18 protein-coding genes and 2 tRNA genes are annotated in these 24,411 nt (G+C 59.7%); 7 read left to right on the top strand and 13 right to left on the bottom strand.

All coding sequences use genetic code 11. The features are described 5' to 3' along the window. The first annotated feature begins 4 nt into the window (after positions 1 to 4). Positions 5 to 1,030, top strand: a complete 1,026-nt coding sequence (locus OU02_RS03725) for an adenosine deaminase (RefSeq protein WP_033488803.1) — start codon at positions 5 to 7, stop codon at positions 1,028 to 1,030. Here the strand turns inward: OU02_RS03725 and OU02_RS03720 are convergent, their stop codons facing one another. Further along, positions 1,031 to 1,618, bottom strand: a complete 588-nt coding sequence (locus OU02_RS03720) for a hypothetical protein (RefSeq protein ID WP_238551907.1) — start codon at positions 1,616 to 1,618, stop codon at positions 1,031 to 1,033. A gap of 5 nt (positions 1,619 to 1,623) precedes the next feature. On the opposite strand from OU02_RS03720, the gene OU02_RS08700 reads away from it, so the two are divergent. Together OU02_RS08700 and OU02_RS03710 are read left to right on the top strand one after the other, a co-directional pair. After that, a complete protein-coding gene (locus tag OU02_RS08700) occupies positions 1,624 to 1,932 on the top strand; it encodes a hypothetical protein (RefSeq protein ID WP_152593133.1) in 309 nt (102 codons plus the stop codon). After that, positions 1,932 to 2,645, top strand: a complete 714-nt coding sequence (locus OU02_RS03710) for an FUSC family protein (protein WP_033488801.1) — start codon at positions 1,932 to 1,934, stop codon at positions 2,643 to 2,645. The genes OU02_RS08700 and OU02_RS03710 overlap by 1 nt, the downstream gene beginning before the upstream one ends. A 143-nt stretch (positions 2,646 to 2,788) precedes the next feature. Here the strand turns inward: OU02_RS03710 and guaA are convergent, their stop codons facing one another. Next, positions 2,789 to 4,351 carry a glutamine-hydrolyzing GMP synthase gene (gene guaA, locus OU02_RS03705; RefSeq protein WP_033488800.1) on the bottom strand — a complete coding sequence of 521 codons (1,563 nt, stop codon included), beginning with the start codon at positions 4,349 to 4,351 and terminating at the stop codon, positions 2,789 to 2,791. 469 nt (positions 4,352 to 4,820) lie between these two features. On the opposite strand from guaA, the gene OU02_RS03700 reads away from it, so the two are divergent. From OU02_RS03700 to OU02_RS03690, 3 genes are all read left to right on the top strand, one after another. After that, positions 4,821 to 7,298 carry a phosphoketolase gene (locus OU02_RS03700; RefSeq protein WP_033488799.1) on the top strand — a complete coding sequence of 826 codons (2,478 nt, stop codon included), beginning with the start codon at positions 4,821 to 4,823 and terminating at the stop codon, positions 7,296 to 7,298. 242 nt (positions 7,299 to 7,540) lie between these two features. Then, a complete protein-coding gene (gene pta / locus OU02_RS03695; RefSeq protein ID WP_033488798.1) occupies positions 7,541 to 9,220 on the top strand; it encodes a phosphate acetyltransferase in 1,680 nt (559 codons plus the stop codon). Between the two features lie 179 nt (positions 9,221 to 9,399). After that, positions 9,400 to 10,626, top strand: coding sequence for an acetate/propionate family kinase (locus OU02_RS03690; RefSeq protein WP_033488797.1), 1,227 nt, complete (start codon positions 9,400 to 9,402; stop codon positions 10,624 to 10,626). 207 nt (positions 10,627 to 10,833) lie between these two features. On the opposite strand, the gene aroA is transcribed toward OU02_RS03690, so the two are convergent. Further along, a complete protein-coding gene (gene aroA / locus OU02_RS03685) occupies positions 10,834 to 12,219 on the bottom strand; it encodes a 3-phosphoshikimate 1-carboxyvinyltransferase (RefSeq protein WP_033488796.1) in 1,386 nt (461 codons plus the stop codon). A gap of 127 nt (positions 12,220 to 12,346) precedes the next feature. Then, a tRNA-Pro gene (locus OU02_RS03680) sits at positions 12,347 to 12,420 on the bottom strand. A gap of 169 nt (positions 12,421 to 12,589) precedes the next feature. Between OU02_RS03680 and OU02_RS03675 the strand changes: the two genes are divergently transcribed. Next, positions 12,590 to 13,744: an ABC transporter permease gene (locus OU02_RS03675; protein WP_306820940.1), complete on the top strand. Its 1,155-nt coding sequence runs from the start codon at positions 12,590 to 12,592 to the stop codon at positions 13,742 to 13,744. Positions 13,745 to 13,833: 89 nt separating this feature from the next. Here OU02_RS03675 and glgX read toward each other — a convergent pair whose 3' ends face one another. The 9 genes from glgX to pyk form a co-directional block, all read right to left on the bottom strand. Beyond that, the gene (gene glgX / locus OU02_RS03670) at positions 13,834 to 15,975 is read right to left on the bottom strand and encodes a glycogen debranching protein GlgX (RefSeq protein ID WP_193345769.1); all 2,142 of its coding nucleotides are present in this window, start codon (positions 15,973 to 15,975) and stop codon (positions 13,834 to 13,836) included. Between the two features lie 114 nt (positions 15,976 to 16,089). Beyond that, entirely contained in the window at positions 16,090 to 16,707 is a 618-nt protein-coding gene (locus OU02_RS03665; RefSeq protein WP_033488793.1) for an NUDIX hydrolase, read from the bottom strand. After that, on the bottom strand, positions 16,697 to 17,617 hold the full coding sequence (locus OU02_RS03660; protein WP_033488792.1) for a Nif3-like dinuclear metal center hexameric protein: 921 nt from the start codon (positions 17,615 to 17,617) through the stop codon (positions 16,697 to 16,699). The genes OU02_RS03665 and OU02_RS03660 overlap by 11 nt, the downstream gene beginning before the upstream one ends. Positions 17,618 to 17,647: 30 nt before the next feature. Further along, complete coding sequence (gene polA, locus OU02_RS03655; RefSeq protein WP_033488791.1) at positions 17,648 to 20,479, bottom strand: DNA polymerase I; 2,832 nt, start codon at positions 20,477 to 20,479, stop codon at positions 17,648 to 17,650. A gap of 23 nt (positions 20,480 to 20,502) precedes the next feature. Then, on the bottom strand, positions 20,503 to 21,288 hold the full coding sequence (locus OU02_RS03650) for an ANTAR domain-containing response regulator (RefSeq protein ID WP_033488790.1): 786 nt from the start codon (positions 21,286 to 21,288) through the stop codon (positions 20,503 to 20,505). Between the two features lie 261 nt (positions 21,289 to 21,549). Next, a complete protein-coding gene (locus OU02_RS03645; RefSeq protein ID WP_033488789.1) occupies positions 21,550 to 22,155 on the bottom strand; it encodes an NUDIX domain-containing protein in 606 nt (201 codons plus the stop codon). A 102-nt stretch (positions 22,156 to 22,257) separates the two neighbouring features. Beyond that, positions 22,258 to 22,482 carry a helix-turn-helix domain-containing protein gene (locus tag OU02_RS03640; RefSeq protein ID WP_033488788.1) on the bottom strand — a complete coding sequence of 75 codons (225 nt, stop codon included), beginning with the start codon at positions 22,480 to 22,482 and terminating at the stop codon, positions 22,258 to 22,260. 124 nt (positions 22,483 to 22,606) lie between these two features. Beyond that, positions 22,607 to 22,680: transfer RNA gene (locus OU02_RS03635), tRNA-Leu, on the bottom strand. A gap of 187 nt (positions 22,681 to 22,867) precedes the next feature. Beyond that, positions 22,868 to 24,310, bottom strand: a complete 1,443-nt coding sequence (gene pyk / locus OU02_RS03630) for a pyruvate kinase (protein WP_033488787.1) — start codon at positions 24,308 to 24,310, stop codon at positions 22,868 to 22,870. Positions 24,311 to 24,411 lie beyond the last annotated feature (101 nt).

Genomic DNA, 24,411 nt, shown 5'->3' with positions numbered 1-24,411 from the left:
AATCATGGTGGACAGAGCAAAGGAACAGGCGCTCGCAACAATGCCGAAATGCGAGCTGCACCTGCATATCGAGGGGACGCTCGAACCGGATCTGGCGCTCACCTTGGCCGAGCGCAACGGTGTCGCATTGCCGTGGGCGAGCATCGACGAACTGCGCGCGCAATACGAGTTCGAAGACCTGCAGTCGTTCCTCGACCTCTACTATGCGTTGATGAGGACGCTCAAGACGAAGGATGATTTCAAGGACCTCATGATCGCCTATCTCACACGGGCGAACGCGGATGGTGTCAAGCACGCGGAGATCTTCTTCGATCCGCAGGTGCATGTGTGCACGAATGGGTTGGATTTCAACACGGTGCTCGACGGTCTGCTTGAAGGCATGGCGATTGGCCGCGAGCGCTTCGGCATCACCGGCGGTCTGATGCTCAGCATCGTGCGCGATATGGATATCGATTCAGCGAACATGATCCTCGATCTGGCGCAGCCGCGGAAAGACGAGATCCTCGGCATCGGCCTGGATTCGGCGGAAGTGGGCTATCCGCCGGACCGTTTCGTCGACCAGTTCGAGCGGGCAAGGTCGTTTGGTTGGCATTGCGTGGCGCACGCCGGCGAAGAGGGGCCGGCGGTGTATATTCGCGATGCGCTCAATCTGCTGCATGCCGAGCGCATCGACCACGGCATCCACATCCAGGACGACCATGAGCTGCTCGAGCGCGTCGTGCGCGATGGGATCCCGCTCACCTGCTGCCCGTTGTCGAACCTCAGGCTGCAGGTCGTGCACGATATGCGCAAGCATCCGATCCCCCGATTCCTCGATGAAGGAGTCATGTGCACGATCAACTCGGATGACCCGGCGTATTTCGGCGGCTATGTTGCAGCGAACTACGCCGCGCTCGCCGACATCGGCATGTCGATGGAGGAATTGGCGGCGCTCGCCGGCAACTCGATCGACGCGTCGTTCGCTTCGGATGGGCGCAAGGCGCAGCTCCATGCGGAACTCGCCGCATGGCGAATGGAGCGTGGACTCTGATCATTCCTCTGCAGCGGCATCAATGAACAATCTCATATGATGCATCGATGCGTCAGTGATGATTCCGCGCAGTGCATCACCATATTGCCTGCTGAGATTCAGCACCAAACCCTGTTGCGTCCCGCTCCAGGCATCGTAAGGCAATTTGACGCCATCACCGGTGATGAAATCACAGTAATAATACCGGTGTTCATCGAATCCCGCATGCACGGTCACCACGCCGCCCATGTAGATGTCCCTATCATCATATTCCACTGGTTGTGAAGGATGGCCATCATTGCACAGTTCTTCCGCCCGGCCGTATACCGACAATGGGAACAGTTCGATCTCCCCGACCACCGTGATTTTCCTGTCGTGATCGGTCAGGAAAGGAATGCCTTTGCGTAGATAATCCTCGTAATCTCCACATGTGGGCATGTCAGTGGCCTCCTCGAGACGTTGCTTGTATTCTTGGTCAAACCAATGCATATACAGTCCGCTCAGCACCATCATGCATACCGGGTATCGTTCATTGCCAAAATCACCCAGAACAGGAGATGCGCCATCAACGAACCATCCTTCTATCAGCTTCTTCAGATGGATGTCCATGGGCTATGGGCGAAAGTGAAGGCGACCACGGAACCGCGAACAAAGGCTCGTCTCATCTTCGCCATGTCAATCAGGAGCATTCTGCTCGTCTCCTTCGCCGTCGTGTTCATCGGCGGTTTGTCGGCGGTTTGTCGGCGGTGTTCGGCCCCGATAACTCCGGGCTGGCCGTGGCGGGATTCTGCATCCTGCTCGGCATCAAGCATGTTCCTTATGGATACCGCGCAACGGACAGTGCCATCGCTCTGGCGTTCGTCTTAGCGGCCATGGTGTGGGGGGGCTGGCGGCCCAGGCATGGCCGCCAGTCCCCTGCCTGATGGTGAACGTCCTGCTCATCACCGTCATCCTGATACTCGTCGCCGACGAGCCACTGATGGGCAACGCCGGGCTCTATGTGTTCGGATACCTGTTCGTGAGCCAGACGCCTGTGAACGGGGAAGCGCTCGCAAGCCGGTGTGCGCTGGCGTTGCTGCTGTGGCTGGCATGCAGCGCCGTGCTCCTGCACAAGCACCACGGGAAGTTCCAGAATGTTCGTTTGTATGACATGCTGGCTGCATTCAGCGTATCCAGCGCAAAGGGACTCTGGCAGATCAGACTGTCCGCAGGGGTGGCCATGGCTTTGCTCATCGGGGAACTGGCAGGACTGCCCCGAGGCGTATGGGTGGGCTATGCCTGCATGTCGGTGCTTCTCCCCTTCGGCGAAGCGGGAACGAGCCTGCCAATGCGAGCGCTGCAGCGCATAGGCGGGGTTGTCGTGGGATCATTGCTATATGCCGGATTCTCGCTTGTGGTACCGGCCGGGTCCCGCATCCTGTTCGGCCCCATCGCAGGCATCTGTATGGGATTCCCCAGCAAGTACATGGTAAACAACGCCCTCAATTGTTTCGGCGCCCCTCCTGCTTGCCGAGAGCGTCTACGGCGTCTCCGGATCTGTGACGTTGCGGATCTACGACAACATGATTGGTGTGCTCTTCGCGGTATGCTGCACCGTGCTGTTCTCACTTCTGGAACGCCATGCCTCCTCCGATGAAGCACCGGCAACCAACCGCACCAAGCCATCGACGAATATATAATTCCCGTTCCAGACGGCGCCTGTCACAGTGCGCATTCATCCAAAAAGAAAGGCCTGCCGAACGTACTTCGGCAGGCCTCGTCATGCCCAGAGCGTCGCACTCACTCCCATTCGATCGTCGCCGGCGGCTTCGACGTGCAGTCGAGCACGACACGGTTGATCTGGCGGCATTCGTTCGTGATGCGCGTCGAGATCGCCGCGAGCACGTCGTACGGCACGCGCGACCAGTCGGCCGTCATCGCGTCCTCGGAACTCACGGGGCGCAGCACGATCGGCATGCCGTACGTGCGTTCGTCACCCTGCACACCCACGGAGTGCACGTCGGCGAGCAGCACGACCGGGCACTGCCAGATGTCGCGGTCCAGACCGGCCTTCGACAGTTCCTCACGGGCGATCGCGTCGGCGTCACGCAGAATGTCGAGTCGTTCCTTCGTGATATCGCCGATGATGCGGATGCCGAGGCCCGGACCGGGGAACGGCTGGCGCCAGACGATCTCGTCCGGCAGGCCGAGCTCGGTGCCGATCGCGCGCACCTCATCCTTGAACAGCGAACGCAGCGGTTCGATCAATTCGAACTTGAGGTCGTCGGGCAGGCCGCCCACATTGTGGTGGGACTTGATGTTCGCCGCACCGTCACCGCCACCGGATTCGACGACGTCGGGGTACAGCGTGCCCTGCACGAGGAACTTCACTTCCTTGCCTTCGCTGCCTGCGTCCTCGATGACCTGACGCTGTGCTTTCTCAAACGTGCGGATGAACTTCTCACCGATGATCTTGCGCTTGGTTTCGGGATCGGATACCCCCTTGAGCGCATTCAGGAAGTCCTCGGAGGCGTCGACCGCGATGAGCTTGATGCCGGTGGCCGCCACGAAATCGTGCTTGACCTGTTCCGCCTCGCCCTTGCGCAGCAGGCCGTGGTCCACGAACACGCAGGTGAGCTGGTCGCCGATCGCACGGTGTACGAGAGCCGCGGCGACGGCGGAATCGACACCGCCCGACAGGCCGCAGATGACCTGCGCGTCGCCGACCCGCTCGCGGATCTTCTTGACCTGATCGTCGATGATGTTCGCGGCGTCCCAGTCACGGCCGATGCCAGCACAATCATGCAGGAAGCGTTCGATGAGCGCCTGGCCCCTCGGGGTGTGCTTGACCTCTGGATGCCACTGCACGCCGTAGAGTTTGCGCAGCGGGTCCTGCATCGCGGCCACTGGCGCACCCTCGGTGTGTGCGAGCACCTCGAAGCCCTCGGGGGCTTCCTTGACAGCCACACCGTGGCTCATCCATGTGGTTTGCTCCGATGGCGAGCCGGCAAGGATGCCGTCAGGATCGTCGATGACCGTTTCGGTCTTACCGTATTCACCCAGTGCGGCCTTGTCCACATCACCGCCGAGTTCATGCGCCATCACTTGGAATCCATAGCAGATGCCGAGCACCGGCACACCGGACTCGAACACCTTCTTGTCGATGGACGGGGCGCCGGGCTCGAACACCGAGGCGGGGCCACCGGAAAGAATGATCGCCTGTGGGTCCTTGGCGAGCATCTCCTCGACCGGCATGGAATGTGGTACCAACTCCGAATAGACGTTGGCCTCACGCACGCGACGGGCAATCAATTGCGCGTATTGGGCGCCGAAATCAACGACGAGTACAGGCCCTTGTGCCATAAGTTGAACCCCTTAATACATAGGTATGTTGTGGCGTGTAATTGACATACTCCATTGTGGGCATGCAAGTAGACAAGCCGGCCCATACAGGACCGACATCGGATTGCAGGGCTACTGCGACGCCTGATTCCTCGCAATGTGCGGTTTACTGCAACACGCCGCCGTGCATTGTGTCCAATCGAACGGGATCAACCATGCACATACGCTTGCAATCATTGCTATTGCAGCGTTCCACGAGGGTTGAGAGGCAATTCCGGAATGCACAATTCAACTGGTAAAGTTTGCAAAAGAGGTAAGAAATATCACATTTACGCACACACATGCCCAAAAAGAAGCAAAAAGTCAGAGAGTTCACGTAACATGATTCTCGATTGGACACGGGGTTCCTCTCCAGTGGGAGGACATGCGGATCCCGTGGCCACATTGGAACAAACAATCGCACATATTGTGCAGGAGTACAGGAGTACACATGACAAATCCTGTTATTGGCACCCCGTGGCAGAAGCTGGATCGCCCGGTTTCCGAAGAAGCCATCGAAGGCATGGACAAGTATTGGCGCGTCACCAACTACATGTCCATCGGCCAGATCTATCTGCGTAGCAACCCGCTGATGAAGGAACCCTTCACCCGCGATGACGTGAAGCACCGTCTGGTCGGCCACTGGGGCACCACCCCGGGCCTGAACTTCCTTCTCGCCCACATCAACCGCCTCATCGCTGACCACCAGCAGAACACCGTGTTCATCATGGGCCCGGGCCACGGCGGCCCGGCTGGCACCTCCCAGTCTTACGTTGACGGCACGTACACCGAGTACTACCCGAACATCACCAAGGACGAAGCTGGCCTGCAGAAGTTCTTCCGCCAGTTCTCCTACCCGGGCGGCATCCCGTCGCACTTCGCCCCGGAGACCCCGGGATCGATCCACGAAGGTGGCGAGCTTGGCTACGCGCTCTCCCACGCATACGGCGCCGTGATGAACAACCCGAGCCTGTTCGTGCCGTGCATCATCGGCGACGGCGAGGCCGAGACCGGCCCGCTCGCCACCGGCTGGCAGTCCAACAAGCTCGTCAACCCGCGCACCGACGGCATCGTGCTGCCGATCCTGCACCTCAACGGCTACAAGATCGCCAACCCGACCATCCTCGCTCGTATCTCCGACGAAGAGCTGCATGACTTCTTCCGCGGCATGGGCTACCACCCGTACGAGTTCGTTGCCGGCTTCGACAACGAGGACCACATGTCGATCCACCGTCGTTTCGCCGAGCTGTTCGAGACGATCTTCGACGAGATCTGCGACATCAAGGCTGCGGCCCAGACCGACGACATGACCCGTCCGTTCTACCCGATGCTCATCTTCCGCACCCCGAAGGGCTGGACCTGCCCGAAGTTCATCGACGGCAAGAAGACCGAAGGCTCCTGGCGTGCGCACCAGGTCCCGCTGGCTTCCGCCCGCGACACCGAAGAGCACTTCGAAGTCCTCAAGGGCTGGATGGAATCCTACAAGCCGGAAGAGCTCTTCAACGCCGACGGCTCCATCAAGGATGACGTCACCGCGTTCATGCCGAAGGGCGAGCTCCGCATCGGCGCCAACCCGAACGCCAACGGCGGTGTGATCCGCGAGGACCTGAAGCTCCCCGAGCTCGACCAGTACGAGGTCACCGGCGTCAAGGAGTACGGCCATGGCTGGGGCCAGGTCGAGGCTCCGCGTGCCCTCGGTGCATACTGCCGCGACATCATCAAGAACAACCCAGATTCGTTCCGCATCTTCGGACCGGACGAGACCGCTTCCAACCGCCTGAACGCGACCTACGAGGTCACCGACAAGCAGTGGGACAACGGCTACCTTTCGGGTCTCGTCGACGAGCACATGGCGGTCACCGGTCAGGTCACCGAGCAGCTCTCCGAGCACCAGTGCGAGGGCTTCCTCGAGGCGTACCTCCTCACCGGCCGCCACGGCATCTGGAGCTCCTACGAGTCCTTCGTCCACGTCATCGACTCGATGCTCAACCAGCATGCGAAGTGGCTCGAGGCCACCGTCCGCGAGATCCCGTGGCGCAAGCCGATCTCCTCGGTGAACCTCCTCGTCTCCTCGCACGTGTGGCGTCAGGATCACAACGGCTTCTCGCACCAGGATCCGGGTGTCACCTCGCTCCTGATCAACAAGACGTTCAACAACGATCACGTGACGAACATCTACTTCGCGACCGACACGAACATGCTGCTCGCGATCTCCGAGAAGTGCTTCAAGTCCACCAACAAGATCAATGCGATCTTCGCCGGCAAGCAGCCTGCTCCGACGTGGGTCACGCTCGATGAGGCCCGCGCCGAGCTCGAAGCCGGCGCCGCTGAGTGGAAGTGGGCTTCCAACGCCGAGAACAACGATGAGGTCCAGGTCGTCCTCGCTTCCGCTGGCGATGTGCCGACCCAGGAGCTCATGGCCGCCTCCGATGCCCTCAACAAGATGGGCATCAAGTTCAAGGTCGTCAACGTTGTTGACCTCCTGAAGCTGCAGTCCCGCGAGAACAACGACGAGGCCCTCACGGACGAGGAGTTCACCGAACTCTTCACCGCCGACAAGCCGGTTCTGTTCGCATACCACTCCTACGCTCAGGATGTTCGCGGCCTCATCTACGACCGCCCGAACCACGACAACTTCCACGTCGTCGGCTACAAGGAGCAGGGCTCCACGACCACGCCGTTCGACATGGTCCGCGTCAACGACATGGATCGCTATGCGCTCCAGGCCGCTGCCCTCAAGCTGATCGATGCCGACAAGTACGCCGACAAGATCGACGAGCTCAACGCGTTCCGCAAGAAGGCGTTCCAGTTCGCTGTCGACAACGGCTACGACATCCCGGAGTTCACCGACTGGGTGTACCCGGATGTCAAGGTCGACGAGACGCAGATGCTTTCCGCGACCGCGGCGACCGCAGGCGACAACGAGTGAGCCTAAGGGTTAACGCTTCCCGGTGATCAGCATCCGGGAATGGGGCGTGTGGAAATTCGTTTCCACACGCCTTTTTCATATCATGCGGACATGCGCTCATTGCCGCCGCCGTGACCCATGACCGCATGAATTGCCACATGACCGCCAATGCGTACAATGGAATGGTGCGTGCCTTTTCCCACACGCACTGCCATGCACCACCCCGCATGCACGCAACGTAGCATGCATCATAAGGAGTCAATGTGAGCCTCAAGAATGTGAGCATCATCAGTCCAGAACCCGGCAATGGACGCAACGTGGTCGCGCTCGGACTGGTTGCCCTGCTCGCCAAGAACAACGTCACCAGCGTGTTCCGCCCCGCGGTCTCAAGCAACGAGACTTTCACCGACACACTACTCGACTACGCGACCGCGCACCAGACCAGGGAGCAGGCCATCGGTGTCACACTGCGCGATGCGCGCATCAACAAGCAGAGTGCCCGCGCGCAGATCGTCAGCAAATTCATCGACACCAACGCCCAGCTCAACCCGAAGGTCCGTGTGATTGTCGGCAGCGACCGCAATGGCGTGGGCGACCCGGAGCGATTCAGCTTCAACGCCGATGTCTCAGCGGACTTGCAGGCGCCAGTGCTGCTGACCGTCTGCACACTGCATCGCACACCACAGCAGTTGCATGAGACGATTGAGGCATGCACCGAGGTCATCGTCAATGCCGGTACCAAGGTCATCGGCGTGTTCATCACCGGCTGTGATGAAAACCAGTGCACATCGCTGCGCACCTATTTCAAGGATTACGATGTACCCGTCTGGACGGTGCCGTTCCTCGACCTCGAAGAGAACGCCACTCCTGACGACGCCATTGGCTCTTTTGCCGCGCATGTGCCCGCAGACCAACTGCTGAGCACCCTGGACTCCCCCTTCGTGCCACCGACCACGCCATACGCGTTCCAATACGACATCCTCGCGCGAGCCAAGAAGAACCGCAAAACGATTGTGCTTCCCGAAGGTGCCGACGACCGCATCATCACCGCTGCGAACTACCTGCTCGAATCGAACGTGGTTGACATTGTGATCATCGGCGAGCGCGATGAGATCATCGAACGCGGCAAGAAACTCGGCCTCAAGACGCTCGACAAAGCACGGTTCCAGTCGATGGAAGACGAGCAGCTGCTTGCCGAGATGATTGACAAGCTGTGCCAGATACGCGCCAAGAAGGGTATGACCCCTGATGTGGCCCGCAAGACTTTGCGCGACCCGAATTACTTCGGCACCATGCTTGTTGTGCTCGGGCAGGCTGACGGCCTTGTCTCCGGCGCCATCAGCTCTACCGCCAACACGGTGCGTCCGGCCCTGCAGCTCATTAAGACGAAACCCGGCACCAAGTCCGTCTCCGGCGCATTCCTCATGTGCCTCAAAGACCATGTGTCCGTATTCGCTGACTGCGCGATCAACCTCGACCCCGACCCGGAGCAGCTCGCCGACATCGCATTGCAGTCCGCCCAGACCGCCAAAGCGTTCTCGATTGAACCGCGTGTGGGCATGCTGTCGTATTCCACACTCGGTTCCGGCAAAGGCCCCGATGTCGATCTGGTCGTTCAGGCCACGTCGATCGTACGGGAAAAGGATCCCGATCTGGCACTCGTGGGACCGATCCAATTCGATGCCGCGTGGTCGCCAGATGTAGCCGCAGTCAAAGCCCCCGGCGATCCCGTCGCCGGACGTGTCTCCGTGTTCGTGTTCCCGGATCTCGATTCGGGCAACATCTGCTACAAGGCCGTGCAGCGCTCCTCAGGCGCAGTGGCCATCGGGCCGATTCTGCAAGGCCTCAACAAACCGGTGAATGACCTGAGCCGTGGCGCACTGGTGCAGGACATCATCAACACAATCGCGCTCACCGCCATCGAAGCCCAGCAGAACGACTGAGACACACCGCACAACCCTGAACACGATGCGGGTGTCGTGGTTCCACTTCCCCTATGGATTGGAGCCACGACGCCCGCATCGTGTCGTCCGTCATCGTTTTGTAGCAAATGGCGAGTACCCTGTACTTCTGGAAAGCCGCAACAGCGGTGAACACAAAACACCAATGGAGGATGCCCAGAATGGCAAAAACCGTCCTTGTTATCAATTCCGGATCCAGCTCGATCAAGTACCAGCTTGTCGACCTTGAAACCGGCGAAGGTATTGCCTCGGGTCTCGTTGAGAAAATCGGCGAGCCGATCGACGGCCACTACAAGTACGAATACAACGGCGAAAAGCATGAGCTCGAAGAGCGCATCGACAACCACGAGCAGGGTCTCAAGCGCGTGCTCGGTTTCTTCGAGGAGTATGGCCCAAGCCTCGAAAGCGCCGGCATCGTGGCCGTCGGCCACCGCGTGGTCCAGGGTGGAAGCACCTTCCCTGACCCGGCCCTCGTGACCGACGAGACAATCAAGCAGGTCGAGGACCTTGCGGTGCTCGCTCCCCTGCATAACGGCCCTGAAGCCAAGGGCGCCGAGGTCATGCGCGAACTGCTGCCGGATGTGCCGCAGATCTTCGTGTTCGATTCCTCCTTCTTCCAGCAGCTGCCGAAGGCCGCCAGCACCTACGCGCTCAACCGTGAAGTCGCCGAAAAGTACAAGATCCGCCGCTACGGCGCCCACGGCACCTCGCACTGGTATGTCTCCTCGAAGGTTCCTGAGGTCATTGGCAAGCCCGCTGAAGGCCTCAAGCAGATCGTGCTGCATATCGGCAACGGCGCCTCCGCTTCCGCCGAACTCGACGGCAAGCCGATTGAGACATCGATGGGTCTGACCCCGCTTGAGGGTCTGGTCATGGGCGGCCGTACCGGTGACATCGATCCGGCCGCCGTCTTCCACCTGATTCGCAATGCGCACATGGACGTGGATGAGCTCGATGACCTCTTCAACAAGAAGTCCGGCATGATGGGCATGACCGGCTTCGGCGACATGCGCGAAGTCCATCGCCTCATCGCCGAAGGCGACGAGAACGCCAAGCTCGCGCTCGACGTCTACGTGCACCGCATCGTGAGCTACATCGGCGCCTATACCGCCCAGCTCGGCGGCCTCGATGTCATCACGTTCACCGCCGGCGTCGGCGAAAACGACGAAATCGTGCGCCGCATGGTCTGCGAGAAGCTCGCACCGTTCGGCGTCAAGCTCGACATGGAGAAGAACGACACCCGTTCCAAGGAGCCACGCATCATCTCCACGCCGGATTCCTCGGTGATCATCGCCGTCGTCCCGACGAACGAAGAGCTCGCGATCGCACAGCGTTCCGCCGCAATCGCCGAAAAGGGCGAAGACACCTACGGCAACAAGGTCGCCTGATCGCTCCGCGCCAGACGCTCCTCTCAGCGATAAAAAGAGGCCAGCCGGATTCGGCTGGCCTCTTTCCTGTTTTCCCCCCACAGGAATTCATTCTGCCATAACGTGGCATCGGCACAGTGCCAAAACCATATAGATTGACAAAACGTTCACAACTGTTTTCCTATGGCATTCCTTTTACATAATTACATAAACCACTCCATAACGGTTTTACTTATGCTGTGCCAGCATCGCGGTCCACAGGCCGGTGAAATCGGGGATTGTCTTGCGTGTCGTCTGTACGTCCTCAATCGCTATATCCGCGATGCGCAGCCCCAGCATCGCCGCGAACGTGGCCATGCGGTGATCAGCATAGGATTCCATGACCGCGCCATGCAACTGCCCCTGCGCGACTGGATTGATGGCGATGCCGTCCGCGAGCTCATGCGCATGGGCGCCCACACGTTCAATCTCCTGCACGAGCGCCTCCAGACGGTTAGTCTCATGCCCGCGCAGATGCCCGATACCGGTGAGTGCCGATGGACCGTCTGCGAACACAGCGATGGCGGCGATGCTCGGCGCAATCTCCCCCGCGGCTGACAAATCGAGTTCACCCAATGCCCGGATGGTTCCATCGGAACGCACCGTCAGCGTACCGCAGTACCGGTCATTGAATTCCTCGCAATCAGCGAGCTCGTTGAACGAAGTGCCGTCAAGCGTTACCTCGGCACCGAACCGGTGTAGAATCGCGGGCAACAAGCCGCCGGGCTGTGTCGTGTGCGCAGGCCAGTTCGGCACGCTCACCGACCCCGAGGCAATCAAGGCGGCCCCTAGGAACGGTGCGGCGTTCGATAGATCCGGCTCGACAGTGATCTCCTGCGCCATCGCCAATGCGCGCGGCTCGACCGCCCATTCGCCGCGCTGTGTCATCTCGACCGCACCACCGGCGGCATTGATGTCTTCCACGGTCATGCGGATATGCGGCAGGCTCGGCAGTTTGCGGCCGGTGTGCCTGAGTGTCAGTCCGTTCGGCAGACGTGACGCGGCGAGCAGCAATCCCGAAATGAACTGCGACGAGGCGGAAGAATCGATTTTCACGACTGCACGGCGGCCCGACATACCTAATGATGTCGGTGGTATGACGGTGAAGGGCAGATGCCCCTCCTCACCGTGGTAGTCCACATGCGCACCCAAGCGGCACAATCCGTCAAGCAGTGGTTTCATCGGGCGCGCATATGCCTGCTCATCGCCATCGAAACGCACCGGCCCGTTGGCGAACAGTACAAGCGGCGGCACAAAGCGCATCACCGTGCCGGCGAGTCCGCAATAGACGTCCGTGTTGCCACGGAACACGCCATCGGCGGGCGGAGTGATCGTGACATCCGTCCCGTCAGTGCTGTGCCGTTCACATGTCACGCCGAGCGTCTGCAAGGCACTCATCATGAGTTCGGTGTCGCGCGAACACAGCAAACCGCGGATATGTACCGGGCGCGTGCTCAACGCGGCGAGGATGAGGAAACGGTTCGACAGCGATTTGCTGCCGGGGATGGTCACGGTGGCGTCAAGCGGTCCTTCGGCGAGGGGTGCCGGCCAAGGTTGGGTATCATGTTCGGTCATAGGCTTCATCGTAATGGCAACGTCTGAACATGAGGCGCGCATCTCACGAATGCCGGCATGGGTGCCGTGTGGATCTAAGCCAATTCATGAAAAACGGGGCCGTGTTAGCAACGGCCCCGCATGTTTGTCGGGCTGACAGGATTTGAACCTGCGACATTCTGCTCCCAAAGCAGACGCGCTACCAAGCTGCGCCACAGCCCGATGCACAAAAGGATGCTTTTACGCACAAGCGATAACTATACCATGGTTGTTGACTAATTCGATACAATGGGGTGTCGAGTGGAAAGGTGGGCGTATGGGAAGGCACCAACGCGCTGAATCGTTAGGACTGATATCGTTTGTCTGCTGCGCCCTTGTCGGGTGTGGCGTCATGTATCTGTATCTGCAATCGGCCCCCGCGTTCTGGCAACTGTCGCAACGCCGGTTCATGGCATGCGCCGCCATTGTTGCAGCCTGCGGCGTAATCTCGTTCGTCGTCGGCTACATCCACCGCATCCGTATGCTCGATGTGCAGAAAGGATGGGTGCACAGCGTGCGCCGCGCCTTCGAGATCCTCGCGCTCTCCATCGTCTACGCGTCCACGCTGTTCCTCATGTCGTACATGCTGTTCTCCTTGGTGAACTCCATCATGGGCAAAGCGATCTTCACGTCGTACATCCCTGCGTTGACCGCCGCGTTCGCCGGTGTGAGCGGATATCTGACGTTCGTGCAGGCCGAGCTGATGAATGCCAAGACACTTTCGGCCCTCCTACCCTTTTTTGTGATCGCGGGCGTAAGCACCGCAAGCTCCACGACAACCGACCCCCACTGGTTCCGCAACAATTTCTCAGAGCTCGGCGACCGCACCACGTTCGCGGCGCGCATGTTCAACACCACGCTCATCATGGGCGGCATCTGCATCATCATCATCACGTACTTCGCCATATCAGAACTCATCGCCACATACCGCATCGTGCGTCCGAACGGCGACATCGCCATACGCCAACCAAACGTATCCTACAAGATTCCCCGTTTCAAGGTACGCATCACCATATTGAGCGTCATGCTTGTGCTGTCTGGCGTGGCATTCATCGGGATCGGCATGTTCCGCTACACACCCCACCCGATCCTGCATAATGTGTTTGCACGTGGTATGCCGGTCGTCATGTTCATCATGCTCGTGGCCCTCCCCTGGCTCGCCCCGCAGCTTTCCAAGGCCTTCTTCGCCATCTCCGACCTCGCCATCGTGGTCTGCGCGCTTGTGGGCGTTTCGTGGCTCATGGGCATCAACACGCTAACGAACGTCGAAGCGCTCGCCGCCATGCTTTTCCTGGGATGGTTCATCGGGTTCTCACGCCAGATCGCCGCCATCGAAGCGGACCGCATCCAGCGGCAGATCCTCACGCATCAGGTCATCAACCCCGCGGCGCTCGACAAGATGATTGATGCTGAGGAACAGGCCGGATTCAGCACGGTGCTCACCGATATGAGCAGCCCAATGTTGGCGAATGAGGCGAAGAACACCATCCAATCGCTGGCCAAGTGACATGTCGTCGCGTGAGAGGGGCGGGCCCTGTCCACACATCGAATGTGTGGACAGGGCCCGCCCCTCTCACGCGACGATAATCCGCCAACTCAGTTACCTGAATGCCGTCCCTTCTTCTCATCGCTCATGAGCAGCATGAAGCTCCTCGACTGCGCGGTGATGGCGAAACCTGCCTCGTAGTTGAGTTCGGGACCTTTCGGATTGTGTGTGTCCACAATGAGCTTCCACTTGCGCCCATATTGCTCATCTGGAAGTGTGAACATGATTGGCTCGTAATGCGCGTTGAAGATGAGGATGAAGTCGTTGTCGACCATCGTGTTGCCGTACCAGTCAGGTTCGGGAATGTCGCTGCCATTGAGGAACACCATGATCGAGAAGGCGTGCGTGTTGGACCATGCCGCCAAATCCATGATGTTGCCGTTGTGGTCGAACCATTCCACCTGTGGCAACGCATCAGCGGCCATGTTCGCATCACGCCCCGTGAAGAAACGGCGGCGGTGCAACACCGGATGCTCCAAACGCAGATGCACGAGCTTCGAAACAAACGCGAGCATGTCCTTCTGGTAGTCTTTGAGATTCCAATGCGTCCACGATATTTCGTTGTCCTGGCAATATCCATTGTTATTGCCCAACTGCGTGCGAGCCACTTCATCGCCTCCGCAGATCATCGGTATGCCTTGGCTGAGCAGCAATGTGGAGAACATGTTGCGCATCTGGCGGTGGCGCAGCTCGTTGACATCACGGATTGTGGTAGGGCCTTCCACACCGCAATTCCACGAACGGTTGTGACTTTCGCCGTCCCTGTTGCCTTCGCCGTTCGCCTCGTTGTGCTTGTTGTTGTAGCTGACCAGGTCGTTGAGGGTGAAGCCGTCGTGCGCGGTCACGAAATTGACAGACGCCACAGGTTTGCGCCCGTTGTGCTGGTACAGGTCGGAGCTGCCCATGATACGGCTGGCGAATTCGGGCAGCGTGGACGGCTGCGAGCGCCAGAAATCACGCACGCAATCCCTGAAATGCCCGTTCCATTCCGACCAGTTCGGGGGGAATCCACCGACCTGGTATCCGCCTGAACCCAAATCCCACGGTTCGGCGATGAGTTTGACGCGTGAGATAATCGGATCCTGTTGCACGATGTCGAAGAACGCCGACAGTTTGTCTACCTCTTGGAACTGGCGGGCCAGGGTGGCCGCCAAATCGAAGCGGAACCCGTCGACGTGCATCTCCTGCACCCAATACCGCAGTGAATCGGTGATGAGCTGCAGGGTTTGCGGCGAGCGCATCAGCAAGGAGTTGCCGGTGCCGGTCGTGTCGAAGTAATGCATCTGGTCGTCGTCGACAAGGCGGTAATACGCCTGGTTGTCGATGCCCTTGAAGCTCAGCGTGGGCCCCATATGGTTGCCTTCAGCGGTGTGGTTGTATACCACGTCAAGGATGACTTCAATCCCGGCGGCATGGAACTCTTTGACCATCGCACGGAATTCGTTGACTTGTTCGCCACGTTGGCCTTGGCTCGAATAGGCGTTATGCGGCGCGAAGAAACCGATGGTGTTGTATCCCCAGTAGTTGTTGAGTCCCTTTTCCTGCAGGAAGGGGTCGTTGACGAACTGGTGGATCGGCATCAGTTCGATCGCGGTGATGCCCAGTTTCTTGAGGTATTCGATGACACTGGGGTGCGCCAGACCCGCATAGGTGCCGCGGATTTCCGGTGGCACGTCCTTGTTGAGGTTGGTCATGCCACGCACATGCGCTTCGTAGATGACCGAATCCGAATACGGGATGAAGGGGTGCTGGTCGTTGCCCCAATCGAAGAACGGGTTGATCACAGCGGACTTCATGGTGTGGTCCGCCGAATCGAGGTCGTTCATGTTGTTGGGGTTGTCGGAGTCGTTGAACCAGTATGAATAGAGGCTTTCATCGCCATCGATGTTGCCTTCGATGGCCTTGGCGTAGGGGTCGAGCAGGAGTTTGTTCGGGTTGCACCATTGCCCATTTGCCGGATTGTAGGGGCCGTAGACGCGGTAGCCATACCGCTGGCCGGGTTGGATGCCCGGCAGATAGATATGCCAAACGTACGAGTTCTGCTCGGTGAGTTCAACGCGGGTCTCGTTGTCTTGTTCGTCGAACAGGCAGAGCTCCACTTTCTCGGCCATACGGGAAAACAGCGCGAAATTGACACCCGCTCCGTCATAGCTTGCGCCAAGCGGGTACATGGAACCAGGTCTTGTTTGCATTGTTCCAGTATGGCACACCAGTCGTCAACTCGTATTATTTCGTTCAATGAGTAGTTCGGGCGACATTGTCGGGGGCATTGTTTCATGCATGGCGCCCGGTAGGCGTGGTTGTTGTCAGCTCATACGTCGAATCTGCTCGTGGAGAATCGCGATCATCGAGTTCGAGGCGGTGATGGGCATGGCGCGCAATTGGTTCCAATCAACCCATGTCGATTCCACATGTTCATCGGCATCGAACTCGCAGTGTTCGCGTGTCCACGCATCGAGGTGAAGCACGTAGATGTGCGCGAGCTCGTCAGTCATGCCTTCCGAGGAATACCAGTCACCCACATGGTCGAACCGCACAGCCGCATCGGATTGCGGCACCACACCGGTTTCTTCGCGCAGTTCGCGCAATGCGGCGTGTTCCGGGTCCTCATCACCGTCGAGCAGGCCGGCGGGCAGCCCCACGGCATACATGTTCGACCCCGCCCGGTACTCACGTTCCACGAGGTAGGTGTCGCGCACGGTGTCGTGCACCAACATGACGACGCACGGCGCATGATGAATCACCTGACGGCGAATCGTCGTCGTACTGCCATCATTACGTGTCAGTGCGACGCTCCGGTCTTCGACACTGAAAATCGCCCCCGTGTACACGGTCTCACTCGTGACAACAGACGCAGGCACATCCATGTCGACGCCATCCGACGTATCGTCAAATGTGCGGTTGAGTTGCAGTTCATCGGCCATCGGTGTCTCCCACCGTCATGTTCGCGCCGACTGACAGCGCCCATGGATCCGTGTTCGTCTTATTCCACCGCACCTGTGGGCGTTGACCGGTGGCCACTTCCACCGCGTTCGGCACATCCTCAAGCGCATAGCGGAACCACAACGATTCAATGGCGCTGTGTGGCGTGTTGATCAATGCCGGCCGCAACTGTGCATCGCCAATGCCGAGCATCACGCCTTGGTCACGCATCGCAGCCTCATATGCGGACTGCTGCAGTTCGTCGGTGGCCGGATGGTGCCGCAGGTCGCTCGTCACATAGACATCCACCCCCAATGCATTGACCGTGCTGAACATCGAATCGCCCGAACCGGGCAGCACCGCGACGGAACGCACCATGGCGTCCAATGATCCGGCCACCTGCACACCCAACTTGGTGGCGGGCAGCGCCTGTGCCACGACATCCGCGAACTCGCGCAGCCTCATCGGCTCGGCGAGTCTGCCGACACGGCCCAATCCGACCGGGTGCGCGGCCAAAGGGTCGTCGATCGGTTCCATTGGCGTCTGATCGATCAGTCCGAACGCGTCGGCGGCGGCCTGCGCCACACCGCGGTAGGACGCATCCGCATTGGTGTGCCCCACCCACAGCGCACAGCCATGTTGTGCCAAGGCTTGCACGATCCGCCCACGGAACGTGAGTCCCGAAACCTCATGCACGGCGCGGAAGAACAGCGGGTGATGGCAGATCAGCAGATCGGCCCCGTTGCGCACGGCGTCGTCGACCGTCTCCATCGTCGGATCAGCGGCGAAGACAATCGACGAGACCTCATGCGTCAGGTCGCCCACGATCAGCCCCGGGTGGTCCCAATCCTCCGCATAGCGCAGCGGATAGAGCGTTTCCAGAACATCCACGACCTGTTTGAGTGTAGCCATGACTGGATTCCTTTCCCATGTGTGGTGGGGTCAGTGCGCCGCACGCTGCCAATCGGTGCCAATGCCGGTGGAGACGTCAAGCGGTACAGCAAGGTCCACCGCGTGTTCCATCGCATCCTTGACGAGCTCGGTCGCCTCATCGACTTCGCCTGGCGCCAATTCCACAACCAGTTCGTCATGGATCTGCAGCACAATGCGGCTGGCGAGCCCATGGTCACGCAATGCGCGGTCCGCGCGGACCATCGCGATCTTCATGATGTCCGCCGCCGACCCCTGGATCGGCGCGTTGAGGGCCCCGCGTTCGGCGGCGTCGCGCGCATTGCGGCTCGCTGACGTAAGTTGCGGGAAATAGCGGCGGCGTCCGAAAATCGTCTCGGTATATCCGGTGCGCCGCGCATCCGCCACGAGTGACTCCAGATAATCATGCACTTTGCCGAAGGTCTGGAAATACTGGTTCTTCAGTGCGTTCGCCTCGGAGACGCCAATGCCGAGCTGTTGGGAAAGGCCGTAGGTGCTCAACCCGTACGCCAGGCCGTAACTCATCGCCTTCACGCGGCTGCGCTCGCTCGCGCTGACGTCGTCGACGGGTTTGTCGAACACGAGGCTCGCGACGTATTTGTGGAAGTCGGCGCCCGATTTGAATGCCTCGATCAGCGCCTCATCGCCAGACAGATCGGCCATGATACGCAATTCGACCTGTGAATAATCGGCGCTGAGCAGCGCTTCGTACCCTGGTCCCGGCACGAACCCGGACCGGATCTCACGGCCCGCGGCATTGCGGTTTGGGATGTTCTGCAGATTTGGATCGACCGAGCTCAACCGCCCCGTCGCCGTGACCGTCTGCGTGAACGTCGTGTGGATGCGCCCATCCTGCGGATTGATCGCGTCGATGAGCGTCTGCACAATCTGCTTGAGCTTGTTCGTTTCGCGGTGGCGCAGCAATGCTCCCAAAAACTCGTTGGCCTTCGAGCCTTCCTCGGATTGCGCGAACAGCGTGGTCAGGGCAGCGGCATTGGTCGTATAGGAACCTTTTTTGGTCTTCTTGGTGGGGGTCAGCTTCATTTCGTCAAACAGCACAATGCCCAACTGCTTAGGGCTTTGCAGATTGACCTCATGACCTGCGCTCGACCATGCGACCTCTTCCATATGCGCGGATTCCTCACTGAACTGTTCATACAGTTCCCCGAACCGCGCACGGTCCACGCTTGCTCCGGTCTTCTCCATCTGGAACAGCACCCGGGATGTGGGCAGCTCGATGTCGCGCAGCAGCGGGTATTGGTGCCGGCGTTCCACATCCGGCGCCAGATACCGGGCGAGGGCCGTCACCAACGCCGCCCGTTCGATGCATTCCTGAAGGGGATCGCCTTCTTCGGTCTCGATGTCGAATGCCAAAGTACCTTGGGTCGGGCGTTCCGCCGTATCGACCGAGACGTTGAGGAAGTGCTCGGCGCACGCCTCAAGTGTGCCGCCTTGGAATTCTGGGTCGATCAGGTAGCCGGCAAGGTTGGTGTCGAACAATGCGGCGGGCAGCTGGATGCCTGCGGCGTCAAGCATATGCAGATGCTCTTTGAACCCGTGTACGCACAGGCTGCCTGCATGGGTGTTCAGCAGGTCCTGCACCGTGGCACGGAACATGTCATCGGCGGGATCGATGACGATGGCATGGCCCGATGCCATGATCGCCATCATCTGCACCGAGGCATGACCCGGCTTCGCGCTCCCTTGGGCGTGGAGTGTCCATGATTCCTTCACCGCTTCGGCGCATTGCACGTGGTCGCGCCTATATTGCCCCACGATGTTCAGTGTGGTGGCGGGTTCGCTGCCATGCACGTCAGGCTGCGGGCAATACTGCTCGATCCATGCTTCCAACGCGGCCGCATCGTCCACGGTGTCGACGACCGGCTCGATGACGCCCGGGATGTCCCGTGGTTCCACGGGCAGTTCGGTTTCCCCGGCTCCCCCATTGTTGAAGGTCTTCAACAGCCGGGTGCGTGTACGGCTGCCGAATTCCAGTTGGCCGAACAACGACTCCAACGCATCCGGATGCACATGGCCGAAGGTGAAGTCCTGCATGTCCACGCCCAGATCGAGGTTGCGCACGAGCGCGTTGACCTTGCGGTTGAGTTTGACCTGCTCGATGTTGTCGCGCAGTGCCTGGCCTTTCTTGCCACCGATCTCATCGGCATGCTCGATGATGCCCTCCAAGCCACCAAACTGGTTGATCCATTTGGCTGCGAAGCCATCGCCGACGCCGGGCACACCGGGGATGTTGTCTGCCGTCTCCCCGCGCAATGCCGCCAAGTCGGGGTATTGTTGCGGTGTCACATGGTATTTGTCGAGCACCGCCTGTGGGTCCATGTGCTTGAGGTCTTTGAAATGGTACCCCGGATACAGCACTGTGGTGTGGTCATCAATGAGCTGGAAGGCATCGCGATCACCGGAGAGCACCAGTGTCTTGTACCCCGCCTGTTCACCCATGGTGGCCAAGGTGGCAATCACGTCATCGCCTTCATACCCAGGTTGCTCCACGTACCGTACGCCCAATGCCTTCAATGCCTGCTGGATGAGCGGCAACTGACTGAGCAGCTCCTGTGGCGCCGCTTCGCGCGTGCCCTTGTATTGGCCGAGCATTTTGTTGCGGAACGTGCCGCCCTTCACGTCAAAGGCAATGCCGATGCGGTCGGGGTGTTCGGCTTCGATGACCTGCGCGAGCATGGTCAGGAATCCGTAGACCGCATTGGTGGGCTGCCCCTCTTTCGTGGTGAAGTTCTCGACCGGCAATGCGAAAAACGCACGGAACGCCAGCGAATGGCCGTCCACGGCCAGCAAGGTTCCGTGCGTGGTGGTTGGTGAGGTGTCCATGGTGTCCAATCAGGCTCGGATGATCAGTCGTCGTTCGCGGTGTCGTCACCGTACTTTTCGATGATGGCCATCGCCAAACGCTTCTTAGGGATGCGCTGATCCATCGAGGTCTTCTGAATCCAACGGAATGCGCCTTGTTCGGAGAAGTTGGCCTTGTCCATGAGCAGACCCTTGGCACGATCGACGAGCTTGCGTTCCTCGAGCGTGTCTTGCGTCTTCTTGAGCTTTTCTTCGGCGTCCTTGAGCTTTTCCTGTGTGGCCTGCAGTTCGGTCTCGTTGCGTTCCACACTGTCGAGCAGATCGTTGATCTCCGCGAAACGCCCCATGGCCACCGCCAAGGCTGGCAGGAGCTTCGATTCCTCATACGGCTTGGTCACATATGCCATCGCACCCGCGCCAATGGCCTGCTTGACCAAATCGGTCTGTGAGAACGCCGTGAGCATGACAACCGGGGCGATGTTCTCGTCGCAGATCACACCGGCGGCGGTGATGCCGTCCATGTGCGGCATCTTGACGTCCATGCACACCACATCCGGACGCAGCTCGCGGGTCAGCGCAATCGCCTCTTCACCATTGGCCGCCTGCCCCACCACGTCGTATCCATTGTCTTCGAGCATCGCCACCAGATCCATACGGTTGACGGATTCGTCTTCGGCCACCACGACGGTGGGGTTGGTGTGCTTCGGCTGCGCGTCGTCCTGCGCCTGTGGCTCGCTTGTGTCCCCATTCCCCTGCTGGGCGATATCGTCGAGTTCCTCTTCAGTGAGCACTTCCTGCTCATGCTCCTGCTCATTGTGTTCCAGTGCCATAACAGCCTCTTTCGCGTTGTCGAACCGGCTGGACCACGCCAACCGAGGGTTTCATCGTTCCATCACCATGATGGCCGGTGCCATGCCTTGCGCCTGTGTACCGCCCATTCCTCACGGACAGGCCGGTACATGTGCGCGCACCGCGTCTGGCACTGCGCCGCCAATCTTGATGCAACACCATTGCATCAAGTGGTCTCCATGCAGTATAGCGCACACCCTGCGTGCGCCACACATTGCACCGGTACCATGAAAATCCGGGTCTCAGCTCAGATGTTCGTCACCCACCATGTGGTTGGGCGCGAAGTACACACGCTGGATGGCAATGATCGACTTCGCGTCGAGGATGGTGCCGTTCTTGACCATGTGGAACGCTTCTTCCGGGGTGAAATAGCGTACGGACGACATCAGGGCGTCGTCGTTGCCGGCATGCACCGCTTTGAGCCCCGATGCGAAGAACAGCGCGGTGTATTGCGTGGAATAGCTCGGGGTGTTGATGAAGCGGCAGAACTGCGCAAGATGCTCTGCCTCATACCCTACTTCCTCCGCAAGTTTGCGCTTCGCCACATCCAGAGGACGCTCGCCTTGCTTAATGGCGTGCCCAGCGGGAATCTCCAGTGTCCAACGGTGCACAGGAATGCGGTATTGTTCGATGAGCGGAATCAGTCCATCGTCGGTCAGGCCAATGACCCCGACCGAATCGCCGTTGTTCTTATGCAGGATGAGGCGTTCGAAATGGCCGATGTCGCGTGAATCGAACGACGTGCGGTCGATATCGAAGTAATGGCCGGACAGAATGGTCTCACGTGATTCCTCAGTGACAGGAGCGGCGCGCCAAGGATCGAACCTGCGGTATGTGGCTTTGCTCATGATGTTCCTTTCAACCTTGAACAGCTGTGTCCATTGTACGCACAGGGTCTTTGCACGTTCCGCAGCAGCGAACAGGACCGCGGACAGGACGTCCGTACGGAATCAGGGGCTGTATTCCAGCAAGTCCGCTGGTGTGCAGTCCAACGCTTCGCAGATTGCGGCAAGCGTGGAAAAACGGATTGCGTTGATGTGGTTGTTCTTGATTTTCGACAGGTTCGCCTGCGTGATGCCCACGCGCGCTGATAATTCGGTCAACGACACCCCACGTTCCAACATGATGCGGTCGAGATGCACCACGATATGCGAATCATCGAAGCGCTGTATCATCTCCGTCACAGTCCTTCCACGATGGTCTCCGTTTCCTGCGCCATGGCTCCCGCGCACACGGCGCGCATATGGCCGCCATAGGCACATATGCAAAGAGGCCCGCTTTTCAGCGGGCCTCCGGTTGTGCCCCCGGTGGGACTCGAACCCACACTGTACAGATTTTGAGGCTGTCTCCTCTACCAATTGGGATACAGGGGCGTGCGCCTTGCGGCGACATTTGACGACTATACCACATGCATCGACTGACACACCGCATGATGACGTATTTTACGGCACGGGCAAGGCCCCGAATACGATGTGGGCCGCATACCTGACCATGCAGATACCCGGCCCACAGCCGCTATCGGGGCATCCCAGCCATGTGGTATGCCTTCAGCGCTTGGAATCAGTCGCAGGCGCCGACCGTATGCACGTAGATCGTGTCGGTGCGGCCCGGCTTGTGGTCGCCCTGTGCGGAGCTGAGCACGACGATCTTGTCGCCGTTGGAGACCTTGCCGGCCTTGCGCAGCACTTCGTCGGTGAACACCATGAGGTCCTTGCGGGACATGTCATGGTAGTCCTCGTCGAGCAGCAAGCCTTCGGTACCCCAGCTCAGCGCGAGCCAGTGGTAGGTGTGCTCGTTGGTCGTCAGGCCGTAGATCGGGGTGGCCGGGCGCTCACGGGAGACGCGGTGCACGGTGGAACCGGTCTGCGTGTACGCCACGATAGCCTTGGCGTTGAGCTTCTCGGCAAGGTCGACGGCGGCCGAGGAGACGGCGCCGGTGCTCGACATGTCGAGGTCCTTGAGCTTCGGGATACGGTCGAAACCGTGCTCGGTGGCGTAACCGGAGATACGGCTCATCGTCACCACGGTCTCGGTCGGGTACTCGCCGACGGCGGTCTCGTTCGAGGTCATTGTGGCGTCAGCGCCATCGAGCACGGCATTGGCGCAGTCGGACGCCTCAGCGCGGCTCGGCACCGGGGAGTGCACCATGGAGCCAAGCACTTCGGTGGCCACGATGACCGGCTTGGCGTACTGGCGGGACAGCTCGATGCAGCGCTTGGTGACCAGTGGCACCTCTTCGAACGGCATTTCCACAGCCATGTCGCCACGGGCGACCATGATGCCGTCGAACACTTTGACGATATCCTCGAGGTTCTCCACGGCCTGCGGCTTTTCGATCTTGGCCACGATCGGGATGCGGCGCCCTTCTTCGTCCATGATCTCATGGGCGCGGTCGATGTCGGTCGCGAAACGCACGAACGACATGGCGATGATGTCAGCGCCGGTCTGGATGGCCCAACGCAGGTCGTTCTCATCCTTCTCGGTCAGCGCAGGCAGCGACACCGCGACACCCGGGAGGTTGATGCCCTTGTGGCTCGAGACCGGGCCGGCGACAACGACCTTGGTGTGCACGTTGTTTCCTTCGACCTTGGTCACCTCGAGACGGACCTTGCCATCGTCGATGAGGATCGGGTCCCCCGGATGGCAATCGCCCGGCAGGCCCTTGAACGTCGTGGAGGTGATGTGTTCATCGCCTTCGACGTCATCGGTCGTGATGATGAACTCCTGGCCTTCCTTGAGCTGCACCTTGTCTTCGCCTTCGGCGTTCTTCTTGAACCAGCCGCAGCGGATCTTGGGACCCTGCAGATCGACGAGGACCGCCACGTTGCGGCCGGTGGTCTTGGATGCTTCGCGCACGTTGTTGTACACGCGCAGATGGTCTTCCGGAGTGCCGTGCGAGCGGTTGAGACGGGCCACGTCCATCCCCGCTTCGACGAGCGCGGTGAGGTTTTCGAGAGATTCAGTAGCTGGACCGATGGTATCTACGATCTTTGCTTTACGCATGAATGCCTACCTATTCTGTGTTGTTTCTTCGGGGATTGCCCGAATGCCTATTTCAGCTTACTCCACGGTGGTGCTTTGGAGCGGTTTCGCGGAGCGTCATA

Source organism: Bifidobacterium pseudolongum subsp. pseudolongum DSM 20099 (genome assembly GCF_000771225.1).
Classification (GTDB): Bacteria; Actinomycetota; Actinomycetes; order Actinomycetales; family Bifidobacteriaceae; genus Bifidobacterium; species Bifidobacterium pseudolongum.
The sequence above is the reverse complement of the archived record's forward strand: the minus strand, read 5'-3'. Positions and strand labels throughout refer to the sequence as shown.